Origin of the sequence: Clostridium sp. (assembly GCF_051656525.1) — a bacterium.
Taxonomy (GTDB): domain Bacteria; phylum Bacillota; class Clostridia; order Clostridiales; family Clostridiaceae; genus Clostridium.
Genome location: NZ_JBOGCC010000030.1, coordinates 1 through 22,355 on the forward strand (window position 1 = coordinate 1; position 22,355 = coordinate 22,355).

The following is a 22,355-nucleotide window of genomic DNA, read 5'->3' on the forward strand; positions in this document are numbered from 1 at the left end:
TTTAAAGTTTATAGAATGAGTATTGGATGGAGTAGAATTTTCCCAAATGGTGATGAAAAGACTCCAAATGAAAAAGGACTTAAATTTTATGAAGATATTTTTAATGAATGTAAAAAATATGGAATTGAACCTTTAGTAACTATTACACATTTTGATTGTCCAATTCACTTAATAAAAAAATATGGAGGATGGCGTAATCGTAAAATGATAGGATTTTATGAGAATCTATGTAATGTAATTTTTAGAAGATATAAAGGTCTTGTAAAGTATTGGCTTACATTTAATGAAATAAATATGATTTTACATGCACCTTTTATGGGGGCAGGCCTTTATTTTGAAGAGGGTGAAAATAAGGAGAAGATAAAATATCAAGCAGCTCATCATGAATTAGTAGCAAGTGCGATTGCAACTAAAATAGCTCATGAAGTAGATAAAGAAAATAAGGTTGGATGTATGTTAGCTGCGGGTTCTGTATATCCATATAGTCCAAATCCAAAAGATGTATGGGAAGCTACTTGTTTAGATAGAGAAAGTTATTTCTTTATAGATGTACAATCAAGAGGGAAATATCCAAATTATGCAATTAAAAAGATGGAAAGAGAAAACATAATGCCTGTTATGGAAGAAGGAGATTTAGAAATTTTAAAGAATAATACTGTAGATTTCATATCATTATCATACTATAATAGCCGTTGTGCAAAAGCTGAAAAAGATGATGAAACAAAAGGAAATATTTTTAGTTCAGCTAAGAATCCTTATCTTGAAGAAAGTGAGTGGGGATGGCCAATAGATCCATTAGGGTTAAGAATAACTTTAAATCATATATATGATAGATATGAAAAGCCCTTATTTATAGTTGAAAATGGACTTGGTGCAAAAGATATTATAAATGAAAATGGTGAAATTGAAGATGATTATAGAATAGATTATTTAAGAAAGCATATAAAAGAAATGCGTGATGCAGTAACTTTAGATGGAGTTGAACTTTTAGGATATACAACATGGGGACCAATTGATTTAGTAAGTGCAGGGACAGGAGAAATGTCAAAAAGATACGGCTTCATATATGTAGATAGAGATGATGAAGGAAATGGAAGTTTAAAAAGAATGAAAAAGAAAAGTTTTAATTGGTATAAAAAAGTTATAGAGTCAAATGGAGAAAATCTATAGAAAATTAACAAAATTCACATAAAAAAGTAAGGATTTGAAAAAAATTCTATAATGTAATACAATAAGAGAGTAGAAGAATTGGCAATAGTTTGTAGTTGAGTAAAAGTTATTGAAAAATAACTTAGAAGAATTACAAAACTATGCCTATTTTATTTGAGAAAATTTTAGTGATTTTCTTGAGAAATAAAAAACAAAGGATTGATAAAATGAAGGCAAAAAAAATAGCAATATTACTTGGAATTGGAGCAACACTTATGGCTTCAGCACCGAATATAGTAAGTTTTGCAGACTCTATTTCCCATGTTAGTAATGTAAGTAGTGCGCATGGAGATATAATAAAAACAGGTGTGATTGATTTCAGTGATTTAAGTTACACTGACATAATGAGTGAAGGAACATGGAATTCAAATTTTGTAGGAACATTAAATAATGGGACAAGCATAAATATAGTAGGACAAAATGAAAATTGGTACGAAATACAATACAATGGTGGAACAGCATGGGTAATGAAAGATAGAGTTAATACTTTAAATGAAAAAGTATTAGGATCTGGAACTATAAGATTTAGTGAATTACCATATACTGATATAATGAGTCAAGGGACATGGAACTCAAACTTTGTAACTACTTTAAATAATGGGACAAACGTAAATATAGTTGGACAAAATGAAAATTGGTATGAGATAGAATATAATAATGGTTCAGCTTGGCAAAATGCATGGGTAATGAAATCAAGAGTTAATACGTTAATGGGGAAAACGGTAATAAAAACAGGTGTAATTGATTTTGATGAATTGAATTATACAGATATTATGATGGAACCAACATGGAATTCAAATTCAGCAGGAACCTTAAATAATGGAACTGAGGTAAATATAGTTGGGCAAAGTGGAGATTGGTATGAGATAGAGAATAATGGTGGAACAGTATGGGTAAAAAAAGAGAGAGTTAATACTTTAAATGAGAAAGTATTAGGAACAGGAACTATAAGATTTGATGATTTATCATACACAGATATAATGAGCCAAGGGACATGGAATTCAAATTCTGTAGGAACATTAAATAATGGAACAAATGTAAATATAGTAGGACAAAATGAAGATTGGTATGAGATAGAATACAATAATGGTTCAGCTTGGCAAAATGCATGGGTAATGAAATCAAGAGTTAATACATTAATGGGGACAAGCTTAATTAATACAGGGACAATTAATTTTAGTGATTTAAATTATACAGATATAATGACAGGCCCAACATGGGATTCGGGTTTTGTAGGAACATTAAATAATGGAACAAGCGTAGATATAATAGGACAAACGTCTAATTGGTATGAAATAAAATATGATGGTGGAACAGCATGGGTATTAAAAAATAGAGTAAATACATCGCATAAACCAGTACTTGGGACGGGAACTGTAAGATTTGATGATTTAGATTATACTTATGTAGTTAGTGGACCAAGTTGGAATTCTAATTACGTAGCAACACTTTATAATGGTGAAAATGTTAATATTATTGGAGAAAGTGGAAATTGGTATGAAATAGAATGTGGAAACCAAAATTCATGGATAATGAAATCTAGAGTAAATACTTTATATGGTAGTGAAAGTCCTACAAATGGAGTTATAGATTTTAAAGATTTAGGATACACAGATATAATGACTAATCCAACATGGGATTCAAATGTAATTACAACATTAAATAATGGAACGAATGTAAAAGTAGTTGGAGAGTCAAACGGATGGGACAGAATTGAATACGAAGGTGGAGAAGCTTGGGTAGTAGCAAATAGAGTTGCAACAGAAAGTGAGTGGAAACTTCAACAAGTAGAAACACCAGCTCAAAAAGCACAGCAAATAATTAATTATGGAGAACAGTTTATAGGAACACCATATGAATGGGGTGGAGAAAGTCCAAGTGGATTTGACTGTTCAGGGCTTGTACAATATGTATTTGGACATAATGGAGTTAGTCTGCCAAGAACAGCATCAGAGCAACAAGAATGTGGAACTCCAGTTGCACAAGGAGATTTACAACCAGGAGATTTAGTATTCTGGGGAGATCCTGCATATCATGTAGCAATATATATTGGAAATGGACAAATTTTAGTATCACCACATACAGGAACTACAGTAACAATAATGAACCTATACCCATATACAAACGCAAGAAGAGTACTTTAAAAGAAAAACTGCAATTGAAGCTCACCGTTTAATTGCAGTTTTTTTATTGTGAAAATAATTATATATAAAGAAATTATAATTATATATACTAAAAAATAAAGATAATATAATAAAAGTATATTATTGAGGAGTGTGAGAGGTTATGGTAAAAAAGATAGTATTAAATGAAACATCATATCATGGGGTAGGAGCAATAGAGGAAATAAAAACAGAGGTTTTAGGTAAGGGATTAAAAAAAGGATTTGTATGTTCTGATCCAGATTTAATAAAATATAATGTAACAAGTAAAGTGATATCTGTTTTAGAGAAAAATGAGCTTGTATATGATGTATATTCAAATATAAAACCAAATCCAACAATAGAAAATGTTCAAAGTGGGGTAGAAGCTTTTAAAAAGTCAGGAGCAGACTATATAATAGCAGTAGGTGGAGGTTCATCTATTGATACGGCTAAAGCTATAGGAATAATAATAAATAATCCTGAATTTTCAGATGTTAGAAGTTTAGAAGGATTATCAAATACTAAAAATAAAAGTATTCCTATTATAGCAGTACCTACAACAGCAGGAACAGCAGCAGAAGTTACAATAAATTATGTTATAACAGATGTTGAGAAAAATAGAAAATTTGTATGTGTAGACGCAAATGATATTCCATTAGTAGCAATTATAGATCCACAAATGACATACTCTATGCCAAAAGGACTTACAGCTGCAACAGGAATGGATGCATTGACACATGCAATTGAAGGATTTATAACTCAAGGGGCATGGGCAATGACTGATATGTTTCATTTAAAAGCTATAGAATTAATATCAGAAAGTTTAAGAAAAGCTGTAGAAAATGATATAGAAGGCAGAGAAAAAATGGCGTTAGGTCAGTATATAGCAGGAATGGGATTTTCAAATGTAGGATTAGGAGTAGTTCATTCTATGGCACATACGCTTGGTGCGTTATATGATACACCACATGGAATTGCAAATGCAATAATATTACCAAGAGTTATGGAGTACAATGCGGAAGCTACAGGAGACAAGTATAGATATATAGCAGTAGCTATGGGTGTGGAAAATGTAGAAAAGATGACTGAAAGTGAATATAGAATAGCAGCAATAGATGCGGTTAAAAAATTGTCTAAAGACATAGGGATTCCAGAAAATTTAAAAGATATAGTTAAAGAGGAAGACATAGAATTTTTATCAAAGTCTGCATATGATGATGCATGTAGACCAGGAAATCCAAGAGAAACATCAGTAGAAGAAATAAGAGAGCTATTTATATCTTTATTAAAATAAAAAATTATAAAATATATATTAAAAAGGACTTTTTCATAAAATGAGAAAGTCCCTTTTATATGAAAAATTATTTTGATGAATGAAATAGTGCATACTTTTTAGGTGTAAGTTTTTTAAATTTTTTAAAGGTTTTAATAAAATAGCTTGTATCATTAAAGCCACAATCAAGAGAAATATCGGTTATTGATAGACTTGATGTTAAAAGCATTTCACAAGCCATTTGGATTCGATAATAATTTAAATATTCAATGGGCGTTTTATTAGTCATCTTATGAAAAAACTTACAAAAATATTTTGGAGTCATTCCAGCAGATTTAGATAAATCTTCAAGTGTTAAAGGTTCATAATAATGATTTTCTAAGAGGGTTAATGCTTTCTTTAATTGATTTAATGATTCAGTAGAGCGATGTAAATTAGTATCAGCAATTGAGTAAAGTTTATTTTGCAAAATAAGACCAAGAATACTATATAAAAGCCCGTGAACTAATAATTCATAACCTTCATTTTTAGTTTTAATAGATTCAAATAAATTAATTAAGAATAAATCAAGAGTAGAATTGTATCCAGAAATTAGAGTGTATACTTGTTTGTTTTGTTTTATAAAGTCTTGAAGGAGTTTAGTTGAAACAGGATTATTTTTAAGTAATAAATTTATATCAAAGACAATACATTCATAAATACAATTTTTAGGTGTGCCACCGTGAATTACACCATCATGTAGAAAAACAATATCATCTTGTTTAGCTAGAAAAATTTCATCATTCAAAGTTAAAGAAAATTCACCTTCAAGAATTCTTATAAGTTCATAATGTGTATGCCAATGTAGGTTCATATTATATCGAGGATGCTCTTTAGTAATGTAATAAAATTCAATTGGAAAATCAAAAGTTCCATGTTCTTTAGTTTCTTTAAATTCAAAATATTTCATAAAAACCTCCAAATTTTAAAATTTTCTAAAAAGTGAAAATAATTACATTTTTAATCTATTATAACACAATAAAAACCTTTTCAAAAGATTTATAATCATATTAACAAATAAAAAGGGAATAAATGGAGGTAATATAAATGAGTAAAAATAGATTAATAGGTGGAAATCCAGTAATAGGAATTAGACCAACAATAGATGCAAGAAAAGGAGTATTAGATGTTAGGGGATCACTAGAAGAGCAAACTATGAATATGGCAAAGTCAGCTGCTAAACTATTAGAAGAAAATTTAAAGTATGCAAATGGTGAAAATGTAAAGGTTGTAATTGCTGATTCTACTATAGGAAGAGTTCCTGAATCTGCAGCATGTGAAGAAAAGTTTAGAAAAGAAGGAGTTGATATAACTCTTACAGTAACACCATGTTGGTGCTATGGATCAGAAACTATGGATATGAATCCAAATACAATAAAAGGTGTATGGGGATTTAATGGAACAGAAAGACCAGGAGCTGTTTATTTAGCATCAGTTCTAGCAACACATGCACAAAAAGGCTTGCCTGCATTTGGAATTTACGGACATGATGTTCAAGAGGCAGATGAGACAGAAATTCCAGAAGATGTTAAAGAAAAGTTATTAAGATTTGGAAGAGCAGCTGTAGCAGCAGCTTCAATGAGAGGAAAATCTTATTTACAAATAGGCTCTATATGTATGGGAATAGGAGGTTCAATTATAGATTCGGCATTTATGGAAGAGTATTTAGGAATGAGAGTTGAGTCTGTAGATGAAACTGAAATTATAAGAAGAATGACTGAAGAAATTTATGATAAAGATGAATTTGAGAAAGCTTTAAAATGGACTAAAGAAAAATGTATAGAAGGTTTTGATATAAATCCAGAAGGTGTACAAAAAACAAGAGAAGAGAAAGAGCAAGATTGGGAATTTGTAGTTAAGATGATGTGCATAATAAAAGATTTAATGAATGGAAATGAGAATTTACCATCAGGGTGTGAGGAAGAGAAGTTAGGACATAATGCAATAGCAGCAGGGTTCCAAGGGCAAAGACAATGGACAGATTTTTATCCAAACTGTGATTTTCCAGAAGCACTTTTAAATACATCTTTTGATTGGAATGGGGTAAGAGAGCCATATATATTAGCAACTGAAAATGATGTATTAAATGGAGTAAGTATGTTGTTTGGAAAGTTATTAACAAATACTGCACAAATTTTCTCAGATGTAAGAACTTATTGGAGTCCAGAGGCAGTTGAAAAAGCAACAGGATATAAATTAGAGGGAGTTGCAAAAGACTCAGATGGATTTATACATTTAATAAATTCAGGGGCATCATGTTTAGATGGATCAGGACAAGCTAAAGATGAGAACGGAAATGGAATGATTAAGCCTTGGTATGATGTGAATGAGAAAGATGTTGAAGATATTATAAATGCAACTACATGGAATCCAGCTAATAATGGATATTTTAAAGGTGGTGGATATTCATCAAGATTTTTAACTGAAGCTGAAATGCCAGTTACTATGTGTAGATTAAATTTAGTAAAAGGAATAGGACCAGTATTACAATTAGTAGAAGGATATACAGTAAACCTTCCAAGTGAAGTTTCAGATAAGTTATGGAAAAGAACAGATTATACATGGCCATGTACTTGGTTTGCACCAAGATTAACAGGAAATGGAGCTTTTAAATCAGCATATGATGTTATGAATAATTGGGGTGCAAATCATGGAGCAATAAGTTATGGGCATATTGGAGCTGACTTAATAACATTATGTTCAATGTTAAGAATTCCAGTTAGTATGCATAATGTAGAAGAAAATAATATATTTAGACCAGCTGCTTGGAATGCATTTGGAATGGATAAAGAAGGACAAGATTATAGAGCATGTAATGTTTATGGACCAATGTATAGATAAGGTTTATTAGGTGAAAGTATGGAGAGTAAGAAGATAAAAAAACAAGTATTAGCATTTGATTTTGGTGGTTCAAGTGGAAGAGTTGTTCTTGGAAGATTTGATGGAAGAAATATTGAAATGAAGGAGATTCATAGATTTGATAATTCACCAGTCATAATGAGAAAAACTATGTATTGGGATGTTTTAAGATTATTTTTAGAAATAAAAAATGGATTAGTGAAGGCTAAAGAATATGGAGAAATAGATAGTATAGGAATTGATACATGGGGAGTTGATTTTGCACTATTAGATAAAAATGGAGATATTTTAGAAAATCCTATTCACTATAGAGATAATAGAACTGTAGGAATGATTGAAGAAAGTTTTAAAAAAATAGATAGAGAAGATTTTTATAAGATAACAGGAAATCAATTCATGGAAATTAATACAGCTTTTCAATTACTTTCATTAAAAGAAAATAGGGGGTATCTGCTTGAAAGAGCAGATACAATGCTCCTAATTCCAGATTTATTTAATTATTTACTAACTGGTGTAAAAGTTACAGAAATGTCTATAGCTTCAACGACTCAGTTATTTGATGCAAATAAAAGAATTTGGTCAGAAGAGGTAATTAGAAAGTTAGGATTACCAAGAAAGATATTCACTAATATAGTTCAAAGTGGAAGGAAGATTGGAGAGATATCAAAAGAAATTGTAGAAGAGCTACAAATTAGTAAAAGCAATGTTATAGCAGTTGCAAGTCATGATACTCAAAGCGCAATGATGGCAGTGCCTAGTGAGGAAAAAGATTTTATATTTTTAAGCTGTGGAACATGGTCACTTTTAGGAACAGAACTTGATAATCCAATTATAAATGAAGTATCAAGTTTATATAATGTTACAAATGAAAGTGGGTATGGACAAAGTGTATCATTTTTAAAAAATATTATTGGATTATGGTTAATACAAGAAAGTAAAAGACAGTGGGAAAAAGAAGGAATAGAGTACAGTTATGGAGAATTGGAAGAAATGGCAAAGGAAACAGAGAAGTTTAAATGCTTTATAGATCCAGATGATCCTATTTTTGTGCAAGCAGGCGATATTCCATCAAGAATTAGAGAGTATTGTATAAAAACAAATCAGTGTAAGCCAGAAACAATAGGTGAAATTGTAAGATGTATAAATGAAAGTTTAGCATTAAAGTATAGAATAGCATTAGAAGAAATAGAAGAATGTACTAAGAAAAATTATAGCAGTATATATCTAGTTGGTGGTGGAGCAAAGAGTAAAATGCTTTGCCAAATGACAGCAAATGCTTGTGGGTGTAAAGTAATTGCAGGACCAGAAGAAGGAACTGTAATTGGAAATATTGGAACGCAGTTATTAGCAAGTAAGGATATAGAAAATATACAAGATTTAAGAAAAATAATAAAAGAATCAGAAATAATAAAAGAGTATATAGAAGAGGAAAAAGAAGAGTGGAACTTAGAGTTTGAAAAATATAAAAATATTATTAAAAAGAAGGTGAAGGTAGAATGTTAAAAAATATTCCTAAAATTTTATCACCAGAATTATTAAAAGTTTTATGTGAAATGGGACATGGAGATCAAATTGTACTAGCAGATGGTAATTTTCCAGCAGAAAGTATGGGGAAAAAATGTATTGTAATTAGATATGATGGGCAAGAAATTCCTAAATTATTAGAAGCTATTTTAGAAGTATTGCCTTTAGATACCTATGTAGAAAAGCCAGTAAAATTAATGGAATTAGTAAAGGGAGATACTGTGAAAACACCTATATGGGATGTTTATAAAGAGATAATAAGTAAAAATGATTTAAGAAAAGATAAAGTAGTGGAAAATATAGATAGATTTAAATTTTATGATGATGCAAAAAAAGCATATGCAATAATAGCAACAGGTGAAAAAGCTTTATATGCAAATATTATATTACAAAAGGGTGTAGTAATAGATTAAAAGGAGAAGTGAAATGAGAGAATTAAATTATATGGAATTAAGAGAGCAGATATGTGATGTTTGCCATAAAATGTGGCAACAAGGATGGGTAGCTGCAAATGATGGAAATGTAAGCGTAAAATTAGATGATGGAACATTTTTAGCAACACCAACTGGTATAAGTAAAAGTTTTATTACACCAGAAAAATTAGTTCATATAGATGAAAATGGAAATGTTTTAGATGGAGAAGAAGGAGCAAAACCATCATCAGAAATAAAAATGCATTTAAGATGCTATAAAGAGAGGGAAGATGTTAAATCAGTTGTACACGCACATCCACCAACAGCAACGGGATTTGCAGTAGCGCATTTAGATTTAGATAGATATACAATGATAGAAACTGTAATAGCAATAGGTGCAATTCCAGTAACACCATATGGAACACCTTCAACTTATGAAGTACCAGATTCAATTGCGCCATATTTACAAGAACATGATGTATTACTTTTAGAGAATCATGGAGCATTGGCTGTGGGAACTGATTTAATTAATGCATATTACAGAATGGAGACTTTAGAATTATATGCAAAAATAAGTTTAGTGGCACATTTATTAGGTGGAGAAAAAGAAATTGAAAGAAAAAATATAGATAGATTAATAGGTATGAGAGATGGTTATGGTGTAACAGGAAAACATCCAGGATTTAAAAGATATAGAAAAGAAGAGAAAGAAATGTAGAGGGAGAGAGGAGTATGGAAAGCAAGACAACAGAGAAAAAAGGTACATCAAAAAAAGAGAAAGATTTTAGTATTATTCCTAAAAGGTATAGATTACATTTTGTAATGTTAGTATCCTGCTTCATTTTATGGGGACTGTTAAATAATATGACAGATAACTTAGTACCAGCCTTTGGAAAGATTTTTATGTTAGAAGCTGCTGATGCATCATTAACACAAGTTGCTTTTTATGGATCATATGCTGTACTTGCATTACCAGCAGCAATTTTAATAAAAAAATATTCATATAGACATGGAGTATTAGTAGGTCTTGGACTATATATAATTGGAGCAATGGGATATATTCCAGCTGCAATGACTCAAAATTTCAATCTATTCTTGGCATCAGTATTTGTATTAGCTGGAGGATTATCAATATTAGAGACTACATGTAATCCATATGTTTTATCATTAGGGGATGAAGAAACAAGTGTAAGAAGATTAAACTTAGCACAAGCATTTAATCCTTTAGGATCACTACTTGGAATTATAATGGCAAAATTCTTTATATTAAGTAACTTAAATCCTGCAACATATGAAGAGAGAGTTTCTATGTCAAGCGAGGCATTAAGTGCAATACAAGCGAAAGAATTATTATGGGTATGTATACCTTATGTAGGATTAGTTTTAATAGCAGTTGTAATTTGGTTTTTCTTTAAGAGAAGTAAGGATTCAGAAAAAGATAATTCAGGAAGTCTTGATATAGTACAATCAATAAAGAAACTTATAAAAATTCCAAGATATGCGTTTGGAGTTGTAGCACAATTTTTCTATGTTGGTGTTCAAATAGCGGTATGGACATGGACAATAGGTTATGTAATGACAACAAAGGGAATAGATGAAGCAGCAGCATCACAATATTATTTAATAGCTATAGTTGGATTTATTGCTTGTCGTTGGTTATGTACAGCACTTATGAAATATTTTGATCCAGCTAAAATGATGGCAGTATTTGCAATTGGTGGAATAGTATTTAGTCTTGGAACAATATACTTACCAACAGATCTTTCAGTATGGTCATTAGTTGCAATTTCAGCATGTATGTCATTAATGTTCCCAACAATATATGGTATAGCACTTACAGACTTAGGGAAAGAAGTAAAAGTAGGAGCAGCAGGGCTTATTATGGCAATATTAGGTGGAGCAGTAATAACTCCGATAATGGGAAAACTTATAGATACAGGCTCATTATCATCAATGGTACCATCATTTACAGGAGCAGAAGCTGCAGTAAGATCAGCATTTATAATTCCAATAATTTGTTTTGCAGTAGTTTTAATTTACTCAATTTGTTATAGAAAAAAGAAATCTAATTAAAGAAAATGAGCTGTTTCAGAAAGAAGCAGCTTATTTTTTATTATGAAATTGGTATGAGTATTTTAAAGAAGAATAAAAAAATAGGGAGATATAAAAATATCTCTCCCTAAGTTAATTATATCATAAAAAGAGTGGGGAATAGTAGACTGTTTATTTATAGTGGAGAGTGCTAAAATGAGATACAATATTAAAGTTTTATAAAGGAGTGTGCTTTAGATGATATATACATATAGTTTTGAGGAGTGTAATAAAAGAAGTTTAGTTGGAGGTAAGGGATTAAACTTAGGAAAGCTTTATAGAACCGAGGGAGTAAATGTACCAGATGGATTTTGTGTATCAACAAATGTTTTTTTAGAACTTATTAAAGAGGCTAAAGTAGAAACATTATTAAAGGATTTAGATTCAATAAGAATTGAAGAAACTGATAAAATAAGAGACTTTAGTAGTAATATTCGTGAAAGCATAGAGAAGGCAATTTTATCTAAGGAGATTATAGATGAAATTATTAAGAGAATTATTAGTTTAGGAAGTGAAGAAGCATATGTAATAAGATCTAGTGCAACAACGGAAGATTCAAGTTTTGCATCATTTGCAGGCCAACAGGACTCCTATTTAAATGTTATTGGAGTAGATAGTATTTTAGAAAATTTGAAAAAGTGCTTTGCATCAGTTTTTAGTGAGAGAGCAATTAGCTATTGTATAAAGAATAAGATTAAAAGTAGTTCTATAAATATGGCTGTCGTTATACAAAAAATGATTTCATCTGAAATATCAGGCGTAGCTTTTACACAAGACCCAACTACAAATAAAGAAAATGTAGTAGTTATAAATGCAAGTTTTGGAATGGGGGAAGCTATTGCTGAAGGTTTAGTTACTCCAGATTTATATAAAATAGAGAGAAATATTATCAAAGAGAAACTTATTTCAACTAAGAAAATTGCTATTTATCCTAAGAAAAATGGTGGAGTTTTTAAAAAAGATATAGAAGAAAAAAAACAAGTTTTAAGTGAAGCTGAAATATTAGAGATTAATAGTATTGCAAAGAAGATTGAAGATTTATTTAAAGAGCCACAAGATATTGAATGGTGTATAGAAGATAAAAAAATATATATAGTTCAATCAAGACCAATTACAACAATATATCCAACTCCCAAAATGGATGATAATAAAAAACATTTATATATATCAGTAGCACATCAACAAATGATGACAGATGCAATGAAACCACTTGGATTATCATTATTTAGATTAACAGCAGTTAGACCAATGTATGAAGCTGGTGGAAGATTATTTGTTGATATTTATGATGGATTATCATCACCTAAAATGAGAAATCTTTTAATAAAGAACTTAGGAGATTCAGAACCTCTTATAAAAGATGCACTTCAAACAATAGTTAATAGGGGAGACTTTATAGAAAATGTAGAGGAAAGTTATAAAGAGGAGCCTGTTAAAGAGATAGAGTATAGAGAGTTTAAACCATTGATTAATGGTGATGAAGAGTTAGTTTTAAAGCTTATTGAAAAGACAAATAATTCAATAGAAGTATTAAAGAAAGATATTCAAGATAAAACAGGTGATGAATTAATTAAATTTATAGAGGATGATATTAATACATTAAAAAAACTTATAACTGATAAGGAAAGTTCAGCTATAATTATGACTGGAATGAATGCAACAAATTGGTTAAATGAAATGATTGAGATGTGGCTTGGTGAGAAAAATGTAGCAGATATATTATCACAGTCAGTAAAAAATAATATTACATCAGAGATGGGTATTTCTTTAATGAATATCTCAGATATGATTAGACCACATGCAAATATAATTTCGTTTTTAGAAAATACTAAAGAAAATAATTTTTTAGAAGGAATAGAAGAATTTGATGATGGTAAAAAAATAAAACTAGAGATTTCTAAATATCTTAATAAATATGGAATGAGATGTGTTGGAGAGATTGATATAACAAGAACTAGGTGGAGTGAAAATCCTAATATGCTTATTCCTATGATTCTAAATAATATTAGAAACTTTTCAAAAAATGAAGGAAAGAGAAAATTTGATGAAGGCTTAGAGAGAGCTAATAATAAGAAGGAAGATATTCTAAGAGAACTTAGAAATCTTCCAGAGGGTGAAGAAAAGGCTAGGGAAGTAGAATTTGTAATTAATTTAATGAGAAATATTATAGGATATAGAGAATACCCTAAGTATGGAATAATAAATAGATACTTTATTTATAAGAAAAGTTTATTAAAAGAGGCTAATAAATTAGTTTCAGATAAAGTTATAGAAAATAAAGAGGATATATACTATCTTACATTTGGGCAATTAAAAGATGTAATAAAAAATAAAGAGGTAAATAAAGATATTATAAAAAAAGCTAAAGAAGATTATAAGAAATATGAAGGCCTAAGAGTACCACGTGTTATGACTTCAGAGGGAGAAATAATTGAAGGAAAATATAAAGGGAAATTAAGTGAGAAGAATATTAAAGGATTATCAGTTTCTAAAGGGATTGTTGAAGGAATTGCAAAGATTATACTAGATATTAAAGATTTAAAAATAGAAAAGGGAGATATATTAATAACACCTTTTGTAGATCCAAGTTGGACACCGGCATTTATAGCAGCATCAGGAATAGTTACAGAAGTTGGAGGACTTATGACTCATGGAGCGGTTATTGCTAGAGAGTATGGTATTCCAACTATTGTTAGTGTAGAGAATGCAACTAAGCTAATAAAAAATGGTCAAAGAATTTGTGTAAATGCAACAGAAGGATATATTGATATACTAGAATAATATAAGGTTTATAATTTGAAGTAATAACCACAGTAGGATTTTAATTTCTATTGTGGTTATTTTAATTGAGTTTTTCTTTAAACATGCTATCAAATAGTCTATTTTTAATATCTCATAAATTATTTTTTTATTTTTATTTGACATTATCACTAATTAGTGATAAATTAAATACATGGAAAACAAATTTGATACAAATAATAATTTAAATTTAAAAGCATTAATAGCATTAACAAGAGCAGAGCAAAAGGTTCATCAGAAAGAATATGTAACTATAAAGGAGAGTGGACTTACTGTATCACAGTTTGGTGTTTTAGAAGTTTTGTATCACAAAGGTGATTTAAAAATATGTGATATTATTGAGAAAATTCTAGGAACTTCAGGGAATATTACTGTTGTTATAAAAAATTTGGAGAAAGATGGGCTTGTTGAAAAGTGTGTTGATGAAGAAGATAGAAGAGCAGTTTTTATTAGTATAACTGAAAAGGGAAGAAAAATAATTGAGGATATGTTTCCAAAGCATGTTGAAAATATAAATAATATTTTTTCAGTTCTTACAGATGAGGAAAAGAAAATGCTAATAAAAATAGGTTTAAAATTAAGAAAATAAAAAAAGAAAATTTTTTTTAAATAAATATCACTAATTAGTGATAAAGGAGTGTAAGATTATGTTAAGAAAAATAGATAATAAAGATATGGGAAAAAGTAATTTAGGATGGCTTAGAAGTTCATTTCATTTCTCATTTGCAGAGTACTGGAATCCATACAATTTAAATTTTGGAAAGCTTAGAGTTTTAAATGATGATTTAGTAGAGCCAGGTACAGGTTTTGATACACATCCACATGAAAATATGGAGATTGTTTCATATATTGTTTCAGGAGAAATATCTCATGGAGATAGCATGGGAAATGAGAGAAGCCTTGGACGTGGAAATGTTCAATATATGAGTGCAGGAACAGGAGTTTTACATAGTGAACATAATTATGGAAATGAAATGTTAAGACTTTTACAGATTTGGATTTACCCAGATAAAAAAGGATATACACCAAATTATGGAGACTTTAAATTTGATTGGAGCTTAAGAGAAAATAAATGGCTTAATATAGTTTCAGGAAAAGATGGAGATGCACAAATAAAAATAAATCAAGATGTAAATATCTATGTATTAGAATTAGACAAAGATAAAGAAATTGAATTTAAAGTTGGAGTAGGAAGACAGGCATATTTAGTACAAATTGAAGGTGTAGGAGATATAAATGGTGTTCACTTATATGAAAGAGATGCTCTAGAAATTGTAGAAGAAGATATTAAAATTAAGGCAGAAGAAAAATCTCATTATATAGTATTAGAAATGAAGAAAGAGTAAAATTTTTATGTACATATCACTAATTAGTGAAAAAGTAGTAAAATTATAGGTGAAGATAATGATAAAAAGAATAATGAAATATTTTTAAAATAATGGGAAAGAGGAAATTGATATGAAAAAAGTATTATATATAACAGCAAACCCTAAAGAAGAAAGTAAATCATTTGGATTACAAGTAGGAAGAAAATTTATTGAAGAGTATAAAAAGGAGAATCCACAAGATAAAGTTACTGAAATAGAAGTTTATGATGCTAATGTACCTTTAATAGATAGAGATATTTTAGCAGCATGGGATAAACTTGCAAATGGTGTTGATTTTTCAAAACTAACTAAAGATGAGCAAGATAAAATTACTAGATTTAATGAATTTACAGAGCAATTTGTGGAGGCAGATAAATATGTATTTGTAACACCAATGTGGAATTTAGGTCTTCCAGCTATGATGAAGGCGTATTTAGATACAGCAGTAGTTGCAGGAAAAACATTTAAATATACAGCAAATGGTCCAGTTGGATTATTAGAAGGGAAAAAAGCAATGCACATTCATGCAACTGGTGGAGTATATTCAGTAGAGCCAGGAAAGTCAGTAGAACATAGTGCAAGTTACCTTCAAACTATCATGAACTTTATAGGAGTACAAGATAATAAAACTATTTTTGTTGAAGGAATGGCATATGCACCTGAAAAAGCAGAAGAAATAAAAGATAAGGCTATAGAAAAAGCAGTTAATGAAGCTAAAAACTTTTAATTTCTAAAAATGAAAGTAGTATAATGAATTTAAAATTAAATAAAACTTTTATCTAAGAATGTTGGAGGGACTGGCTCAGTGAAACCTAGCAACAGCTGAAGTTTTCAGAATTGTGCTAAATCCTGCAGGAATTTATCCTGAAAGATAAGAGAGTTTAAAGTGAAAATATAATAATGTATTTTAAGCTATTTCTTTGTGATTAAAGCAAGGGAATAGCTTTTATTTTATTTAAGGTAAAGGGGGAGAAGATATAAGAAAAGAAAAAGAAATAACACAAGAAGAGTTAGCAAGTGTACTAGAAGTATCAATATAAACTATTAGTTCATTAGAAAAAGGAAGGTATAATCCTTCAATTATTCTTGCATTTAAAATTGCAAGATACTTTAATCTATCAATAGAAGATATATTTATTTATGAGGAGGAATAGATTATGATAAGTATAAAGAAATATAACAATGAATTTTAAATTTAATTTAGAAGATTTTATACTTTTTTTATAATTAGATTATTAGATTTTTATATATGCATTTTATAATAGACTCATAGGAAAGAACAAAATAAATTCTTAGGAGGAATGTAAAATGAATAAATTAGAAGTATTATATAGAATGTCAAAAACAATGAAAGAGAAAAATGTTATTAAAGGGAATGTATCAGTTGTAGGTGAAAATGCTCAAGGTGAATTCTTAAAAGGAACTAATAATTTCTGTAAGGATATAGAAAATAGAAAAATGAGTGTTGATGCAAATATAATGGTTAATACAGAGGAATTACAAGTAAGTAAGCAAATTAAAAAAGATTTAGATTTTGAAAAGATGAAAGGTCATCACCATCACCACCATCATCATGGAGAGGGATGTAAAAGAAAATGTAAGGGGAATAAATTTGCTAAGTTAGAAGTATTATTTAAAGTATTAAATGATATGGAACTTACTGAAAATGATAATGAAAAAATTATAGAAGTAGATGTTAAAGAAATCTTAATGAAGAAAATTGAAAAAATGAAAGAAATGCATAAAAACATGGAAGGTAAAGGATGTAAAATTGAAGACATTGAATGTGAAGATTTAAAAGAAATGTTTAAAATTAAGCATGCTATATTTAATGAGTTATGTAAAGATGGATGTAACTGTGATAAAGTTATCTTAAAATTAACTATGAACAAAGACTTTGAAATAACAAATGTAGAAGTTAAAGGAACTGGAAGTAAAAATATACATGTGAATGTAAGCTTAAGTTACTAGAATATATTAAGAGAAATAGGCTATATCAATGATATAGCCTATTTTTTATGCTAAGATAAATATAATTAAATTTAAAGGGAGGAAAAGATGAAAGAACATAGAGGGCGTGGAAAAGAACAATGCAGGAATTTTCGTGAAGGAATGAAAAGACATAATAAAATGATGCATGAAGATAGAAGAAATATTCATAGAAGAATAAATGAGTTATTCTTTTTAAGCAAGTATATAAGAATTTTTAAAAGTGTAACACTTATTGTTACTCTAGTTATAATATTATTTTTATTAAAAATTATTGGATTTAAAATAGCAACTGTAGTAATTGTTATAATATTACTATTAAATGAAATTACAATAATTTATATGATTTCAAGAATGGAAAGAAGATTTATAACTCCTATGGGAAAACTTCAACAAGGAGTTAGGAAAATTGCAGAGGGAGATTATACAGTAAGACTTAAATCAACAGAGAAAAATGAAGTTGAGCTTCTAACAAAAGAGTTCAATAAAATGGCGGAAAGACTTGAAGATGGAGAAAAAATAAAAAAGGAATATGAAGAAAATAGAAAATTTTTAATAACTAATATAAGTCATGATTTAAAGACTCCAATTACAAGTATAAATGGATATGTTGAAGGACTTTTAGAAGGTGTTGTTAAAGAAGAGAATGTTGAAAATTATTTAAAGGTAATAAAAACTAATGCAGAGTATATGAATAGGCTGATAGATGATTTATTTTTATTTTCAAAGCTTGATATGCAAAAAATAGAGTTTATTTTTAGCAAAACAAATATTAAACTATATTTAGAGGATATAGTTGAAGAGTTTTATTTTATATTAGAGGAGAAGAAAATAAAATGTACTTATGTTTTTGATATTCCAGAGAATATGTATGTAAATATTGATGGAAAAAGACTATATAGAGCTTTAAGAAATATTTTAGATAATGGGATTAAGTATGGAAGAGGAAAAGAAGATTTAGAAATTGAAATAAGTCTTTATAATGATTTTGATAATGTTTTTATAGAAATTACAGACAATGGATATGGAATAGAAAAAGATCAGGTAGATAAAATTTTCAAAAGATTCTATAGAGTAGATAAAGAAAGAACAAAAGATTTTAACAGTACAGGGCTTGGTCTTGCAATAACAAAAGAAATTATAGATGCACATAATGGTGAAATTTATGTAAGTAGTGAAGTGAATGTAGGAACAAGTTTTACAATAAAACTACCTATATATAAGGAGGGTGAAAAGAATGGAAAATAAGATTCTTATAATAGAAGATGATTTAAATATAGCAGAGCTTGAAAAAGACTATTTAGAAATGAATGGATATAAAGTAGAAGTAGTTAATGATGGTGCAATAGGACTTAAAAAAGCAATGCTTGGAGTATATGACTTAATAGTAATAGATTTAATGCTTCCTAATAAAAGCGGATTTGAAATTGTAAAAGAAATAAGAAAAAGTTTTGAAGTTCCTATAATAATAGTTTCAGCAAGAACTGAAGATATAGATAAAATAAAGGGATTTGGATATGGAGCAGATGATTATTTAACAAAACCCTTTAGCCCAAATGAACTTGTAGCAAGAGTAAAATCACATATTTTAAGATATGAAAGACTTATGGGGAAAAAATCAAATCATGAAATAATAAGTATAAAGGGATTAGAAATTCATAGAGACTCTCATAAAGTTTATGTAGATGGAAAAGAAATCATAATGACAACAAAAGAATATGAATTGTTAGTATTCTTAGCATCAAATCCTAATATAGTTTTTACAAAAGAACAACTTTTAGAAAATATATGGGATGAAAACTATTTTGGAGATACTGCAACAATAGCAGTGCATATACAAAAGCTTAGAAAGAAAATAGAAAAAGATACTTCAAACCCAGAATATATAGAGACTATTTGGGGTTCAGGTTATAGATTTAATAGTATTTAAGGGGTGCTTTTTAGCACCCCTTAAATTATAAGATTTTTATTTGATTTTATGTTTTCTAAAAAAATTAATTTTTATTAGAATACAAAGAGATAGAAGTAAAGCTAAATAGAAAATAATTAAATTTGTATCAGAAGTGAATGGACTAGTAGTATTAGTATTAAGATTGCTATTAGTATTGATGTACCAGTTATTACTATTAGTATTATCAGTTAAATTATTTCCATTAGTATTAGAGCTATTGTTATTACCTGAGTTATTATTAGAGCCGTTATTATTATTATTATTATTATTATTATTAGTATCTGGCATCTTTTTGTTAGCAAAGCCAAGTGGAATATCTAATGAGGTTTCATTGATAGTAAATTTATAAGGTGTACTATCAAGTATATATCCTAGAGGAGCCTTAATTTCTTTAACTGAGTAATTTCCCCAAGGAAGATTAGATATACTACAAAGACCATTTTTATCAGAAGTTATTGTTTCTTTAAAGTTATTTGGACCAGTAATTTCGAAAACAGCACCTTCTAAAGGAGTTTTTAAAGAGGAATCAGTTTTAAGAATTTCTAAAGAACCAGATAATCTCTTATTAGTAAAGGAAAGTTTAGAAGATAGAGAAGTCTGATTAATATTAAATTCTTGAGCAGTAGTATCAATTTCATAACCTAAAGGAGCTTTAATTTCTTTAACAGAATAAGTACCCCAAGGAAGATTAGGTATACTGCAGAGACCATTTTTATCAGAAGTTATTGTTTGTTTAAAGTTATTTGGACCAGTAACTTCAAAACTAGCACCTTTTAAAGGCGTTTTTGAAGAAGAGTCAATTTTAAGAATTTCTAAAGAACCAGATAATCTCTTATTAGTAAAAGAAAGTTTAGAAGATAGAGAAGTCTGATTAATATTAAATTCTTGAGCAGTAGTATTAAGGTCATAGCCTAAAGGAGCTTTAATTTCTTTAACAGAATAAGTACCCCAAGGAAGGTTAGAAATATTACAAAGACCATTTTTATTAGAAGTTATTGTTTGTTTAAAGTCATTTGGACCAGTGACTTGAAAAACAGCACCTTCTAAAGGTAACTTTGAAGAAAAATCAGTTTTAAGAATTTCTAAACTTCCAAGTATAGGCTCGTCATATATAGTTGGTAAGGTTATAACTGTTCCTAAGTTATCAGTTGTTATAGTGAAATTAGTTTTTTCATCACTTAATTTATATCCAGTAGGAGGTGTAAGTTCTTTTAAGTAATAATTTCCTACAGTATCTAATGAGCCTTCTAATATACCATTAGAATCAGAAGTTATCTCATATAAAAGAGTATTATCCTCTGAGTAAACTCCATATACAGCATCTTTTAAAACAGTATCTTTAGAATTTTTATCAGCTTTTATTGCTTTGAAGGATACACCTTTTTTAATTTTTACGGTATTAGTTGGTACTTCATTTATAATGGCAGTATTTGAAATAGTATTACCGGGCTTAATGTTTTTAAAATCAGTACTAATTGTAAAAGTGTATGAAATAGGTTTTTCTAAAGTGCCAATAACAGGAGCTGTATTTGTTATTTTCAAATTATTTTTATCAATAGAATATGAAAACTCAGGAGGAACTTCAATACTATCTATTTTAACTAATGGATCAATAGTATCTGTAATATTTAAATAATTTGTAGGAAAAGCTCCATAAGATTTTACTGTAATTGAATAAGTCACTTTTTGATCATTAGAATTATTAGTTAAGATTGATTTATCAGCAGACTTTCTTACACTAATAAGTCCAGCATCGGAACTAAAATTTATAGTAGCTGAGTTTGTAGCAGAATGTGATGCAACAGTACTAGAAACAGAGTTAACGATTTTATCAGAGATTTCTATTATTTTTGTATTATAAGAGATTGTATAAGAAGAATTTGATTCCCTTAAAACTTCAAATGTTAGTGTATTAGTTTTTGAATTAGCAGTAAGTTTTGCAATAGGATTAGGAACATTTTGAATAGTTTTTGAATTTCCATCAGCATCAATCCAATATACTTCTATTCCACCAGGAGGAAAAATTCCACCAGGCCCCATAGCAATGGCGTTAATTTTAGCGTAGCTATCAGTATCTAAAATAAGTTGAGATGGAAGCTCATCAATAACAGTTGAACCAACGGGAAGATTTAAATTTTGTGAGTTAATATTTAAAGTATAGTTTTTAATATTACCAATATTATTAAAAGTAGAACCATTTGAAACTGTCTTATCCGTTAGAGTTTTTATGTTATCAGGTGTTACTTCGGAGCCCGTATCTGAATTTAGAATAACTGTAGCTGTAGATGTACCATTACCTAATGTAGCAGTATTTGTTCTAGTCCAAACCAAATGACCTTGAGGGTCAGGCATGGCATCATAAGTAATAGTATAAACATTGCCAACAGGGAAATCTTTAATAGTAGTGATTGTACTATCTGAAGTATTAGAAATACTAATTAAATCTTTAAATTGAGATGTAACATCCTCATTTTGAGAATTTACTATTTTAATAGTATTTTCTAATAATTTAATGCCAGTTTGCATTGTATCAGTATATGTTTTGGGAGTAGTCATATCTGTAGTATCAACAATAACTTTATATCTTAGAGGATTGTTGATTTGTTCCTGTTTTACGGGAAAAGTAGGCATTCCATTAACAGTTTTAGCTATATTTACATTTTCAGGAGCAGAATATTTAATAGTTGTAGAATTTTC

Annotated in this window: 17 protein-coding genes, 1 pseudogene and 1 riboswitch; of the genes and pseudogenes, 16 read left to right on the top strand and 2 right to left on the bottom strand. The window is 28.9% G+C overall.

What is annotated here, in order from left to right:
- The 3 genes from ACRDDY_RS00800 to fucO form a co-directional block, all read left to right on the top strand.
- On the top strand, positions 1–1,170 hold a 1,170-nt coding region (locus ACRDDY_RS00800; RefSeq protein WP_438563066.1), incomplete at its 5' end, for a 6-phospho-beta-glucosidase.
- 206 nt (positions 1,171–1,376) lie between these two features.
- The gene (locus ACRDDY_RS00805) at positions 1,377–3,353 is read left to right on the top strand and encodes a C40 family peptidase (RefSeq protein WP_438563067.1); all 1,977 of its coding nucleotides are present in this window, start codon (positions 1,377–1,379) and stop codon (positions 3,351–3,353) included.
- Between the two features lie 142 nt (positions 3,354–3,495).
- Positions 3,496–4,647: a lactaldehyde reductase gene (fucO, locus tag ACRDDY_RS00810; protein ID WP_438563068.1), complete on the top strand. Its 1,152-nt coding sequence runs from the start codon at positions 3,496–3,498 to the stop codon at positions 4,645–4,647.
- Positions 4,648–4,714: 67 nt separating this feature from the next.
- On the opposite strand, the gene ACRDDY_RS00815 is transcribed toward fucO, so the two are convergent.
- A complete protein-coding gene (locus ACRDDY_RS00815; RefSeq protein WP_438563069.1) occupies positions 4,715–5,575 on the bottom strand; it encodes an AraC family transcriptional regulator in 861 nt (286 codons plus the stop codon).
- 137 nt (positions 5,576–5,712) lie between these two features.
- Here ACRDDY_RS00815 and ACRDDY_RS00820 point away from each other — a divergent pair, with 137 nt between their 5' ends.
- The 13 genes and pseudogenes from ACRDDY_RS00820 (at position 5,713) to ACRDDY_RS00880 (ending at position 19,637) form a co-directional block, all read left to right on the top strand.
- The gene (locus ACRDDY_RS00820) at positions 5,713–7,506 is read left to right on the top strand and encodes an L-fucose isomerase (RefSeq protein ID WP_438563070.1); all 1,794 of its coding nucleotides are present in this window, start codon (positions 5,713–5,715) and stop codon (positions 7,504–7,506) included.
- An 18-nt stretch (positions 7,507–7,524) separates the two neighbouring features.
- Positions 7,525–9,027: a rhamnulokinase gene (locus ACRDDY_RS00825; protein ID WP_438563071.1), complete on the top strand. Its 1,503-nt coding sequence runs from the start codon at positions 7,525–7,527 to the stop codon at positions 9,025–9,027.
- Positions 9,021–9,461, top strand: a complete 441-nt coding sequence (locus tag ACRDDY_RS00830) for an RbsD/FucU family protein (RefSeq protein ID WP_438563072.1) — start codon at positions 9,021–9,023, stop codon at positions 9,459–9,461. The genes ACRDDY_RS00825 and ACRDDY_RS00830 overlap by 7 nt, the downstream gene beginning before the upstream one ends.
- Before the next feature lie 13 nt (positions 9,462–9,474).
- On the top strand, positions 9,475–10,179 hold the full coding sequence (locus ACRDDY_RS00835; protein WP_438563073.1) for a class II aldolase/adducin family protein: 705 nt from the start codon (positions 9,475–9,477) through the stop codon (positions 10,177–10,179).
- Positions 10,180–10,193: 14 nt separating this feature from the next.
- Positions 10,194–11,534 carry an L-fucose:H+ symporter permease gene (gene fucP / locus ACRDDY_RS00840; RefSeq protein WP_438563074.1) on the top strand — a complete coding sequence of 447 codons (1,341 nt, stop codon included), beginning with the start codon at positions 10,194–10,196 and terminating at the stop codon, positions 11,532–11,534.
- Positions 11,535–11,750: 216 nt separating this feature from the next.
- On the top strand, positions 11,751–14,333 hold the full coding sequence (ppsA, locus tag ACRDDY_RS00845; RefSeq protein WP_438563075.1) for a phosphoenolpyruvate synthase: 2,583 nt from the start codon (positions 11,751–11,753) through the stop codon (positions 14,331–14,333).
- Positions 14,334–14,505: 172 nt separating this feature from the next.
- On the top strand, positions 14,506–14,940 hold the full coding sequence (locus ACRDDY_RS00850; protein ID WP_438563076.1) for a MarR family winged helix-turn-helix transcriptional regulator: 435 nt from the start codon (positions 14,506–14,508) through the stop codon (positions 14,938–14,940).
- A 58-nt stretch (positions 14,941–14,998) separates the two neighbouring features.
- A complete protein-coding gene (locus ACRDDY_RS00855; protein WP_438563077.1) occupies positions 14,999–15,697 on the top strand; it encodes a pirin family protein in 699 nt (232 codons plus the stop codon).
- A gap of 112 nt (positions 15,698–15,809) precedes the next feature.
- Positions 15,810–16,445 carry an FMN-dependent NADH-azoreductase gene (locus ACRDDY_RS00860; protein ID WP_438563078.1) on the top strand — a complete coding sequence of 212 codons (636 nt, stop codon included), beginning with the start codon at positions 15,810–15,812 and terminating at the stop codon, positions 16,443–16,445.
- 45 nt (positions 16,446–16,490) lie between these two features.
- A riboswitch (SAM riboswitch) is annotated at positions 16,491–16,596 on the top strand.
- Between the two features lie 99 nt (positions 16,597–16,695).
- Positions 16,696–16,872: pseudogene (locus ACRDDY_RS00865) on the top strand (helix-turn-helix transcriptional regulator).
- A gap of 154 nt (positions 16,873–17,026) precedes the next feature.
- Complete coding sequence (locus tag ACRDDY_RS00870; protein ID WP_438563079.1) at positions 17,027–17,689, top strand: hypothetical protein; 663 nt, start codon at positions 17,027–17,029, stop codon at positions 17,687–17,689.
- A gap of 87 nt (positions 17,690–17,776) precedes the next feature.
- Positions 17,777–18,955, top strand: coding sequence for a sensor histidine kinase (locus tag ACRDDY_RS00875; protein WP_438563080.1), 1,179 nt, complete (start codon positions 17,777–17,779; stop codon positions 18,953–18,955).
- Positions 18,945–19,637 carry a response regulator transcription factor gene (locus ACRDDY_RS00880; RefSeq protein WP_438563081.1) on the top strand — a complete coding sequence of 231 codons (693 nt, stop codon included), beginning with the start codon at positions 18,945–18,947 and terminating at the stop codon, positions 19,635–19,637. The genes ACRDDY_RS00875 and ACRDDY_RS00880 overlap by 11 nt, the downstream gene beginning before the upstream one ends.
- Positions 19,638–19,673: 36 nt before the next feature.
- Here ACRDDY_RS00880 and ACRDDY_RS00885 read toward each other — a convergent pair.
- The coding region (locus tag ACRDDY_RS00885) for an MSCRAMM family protein (RefSeq protein WP_438563082.1) at positions 19,674–22,355 on the bottom strand (2,682 nt) is incomplete at its 5' end.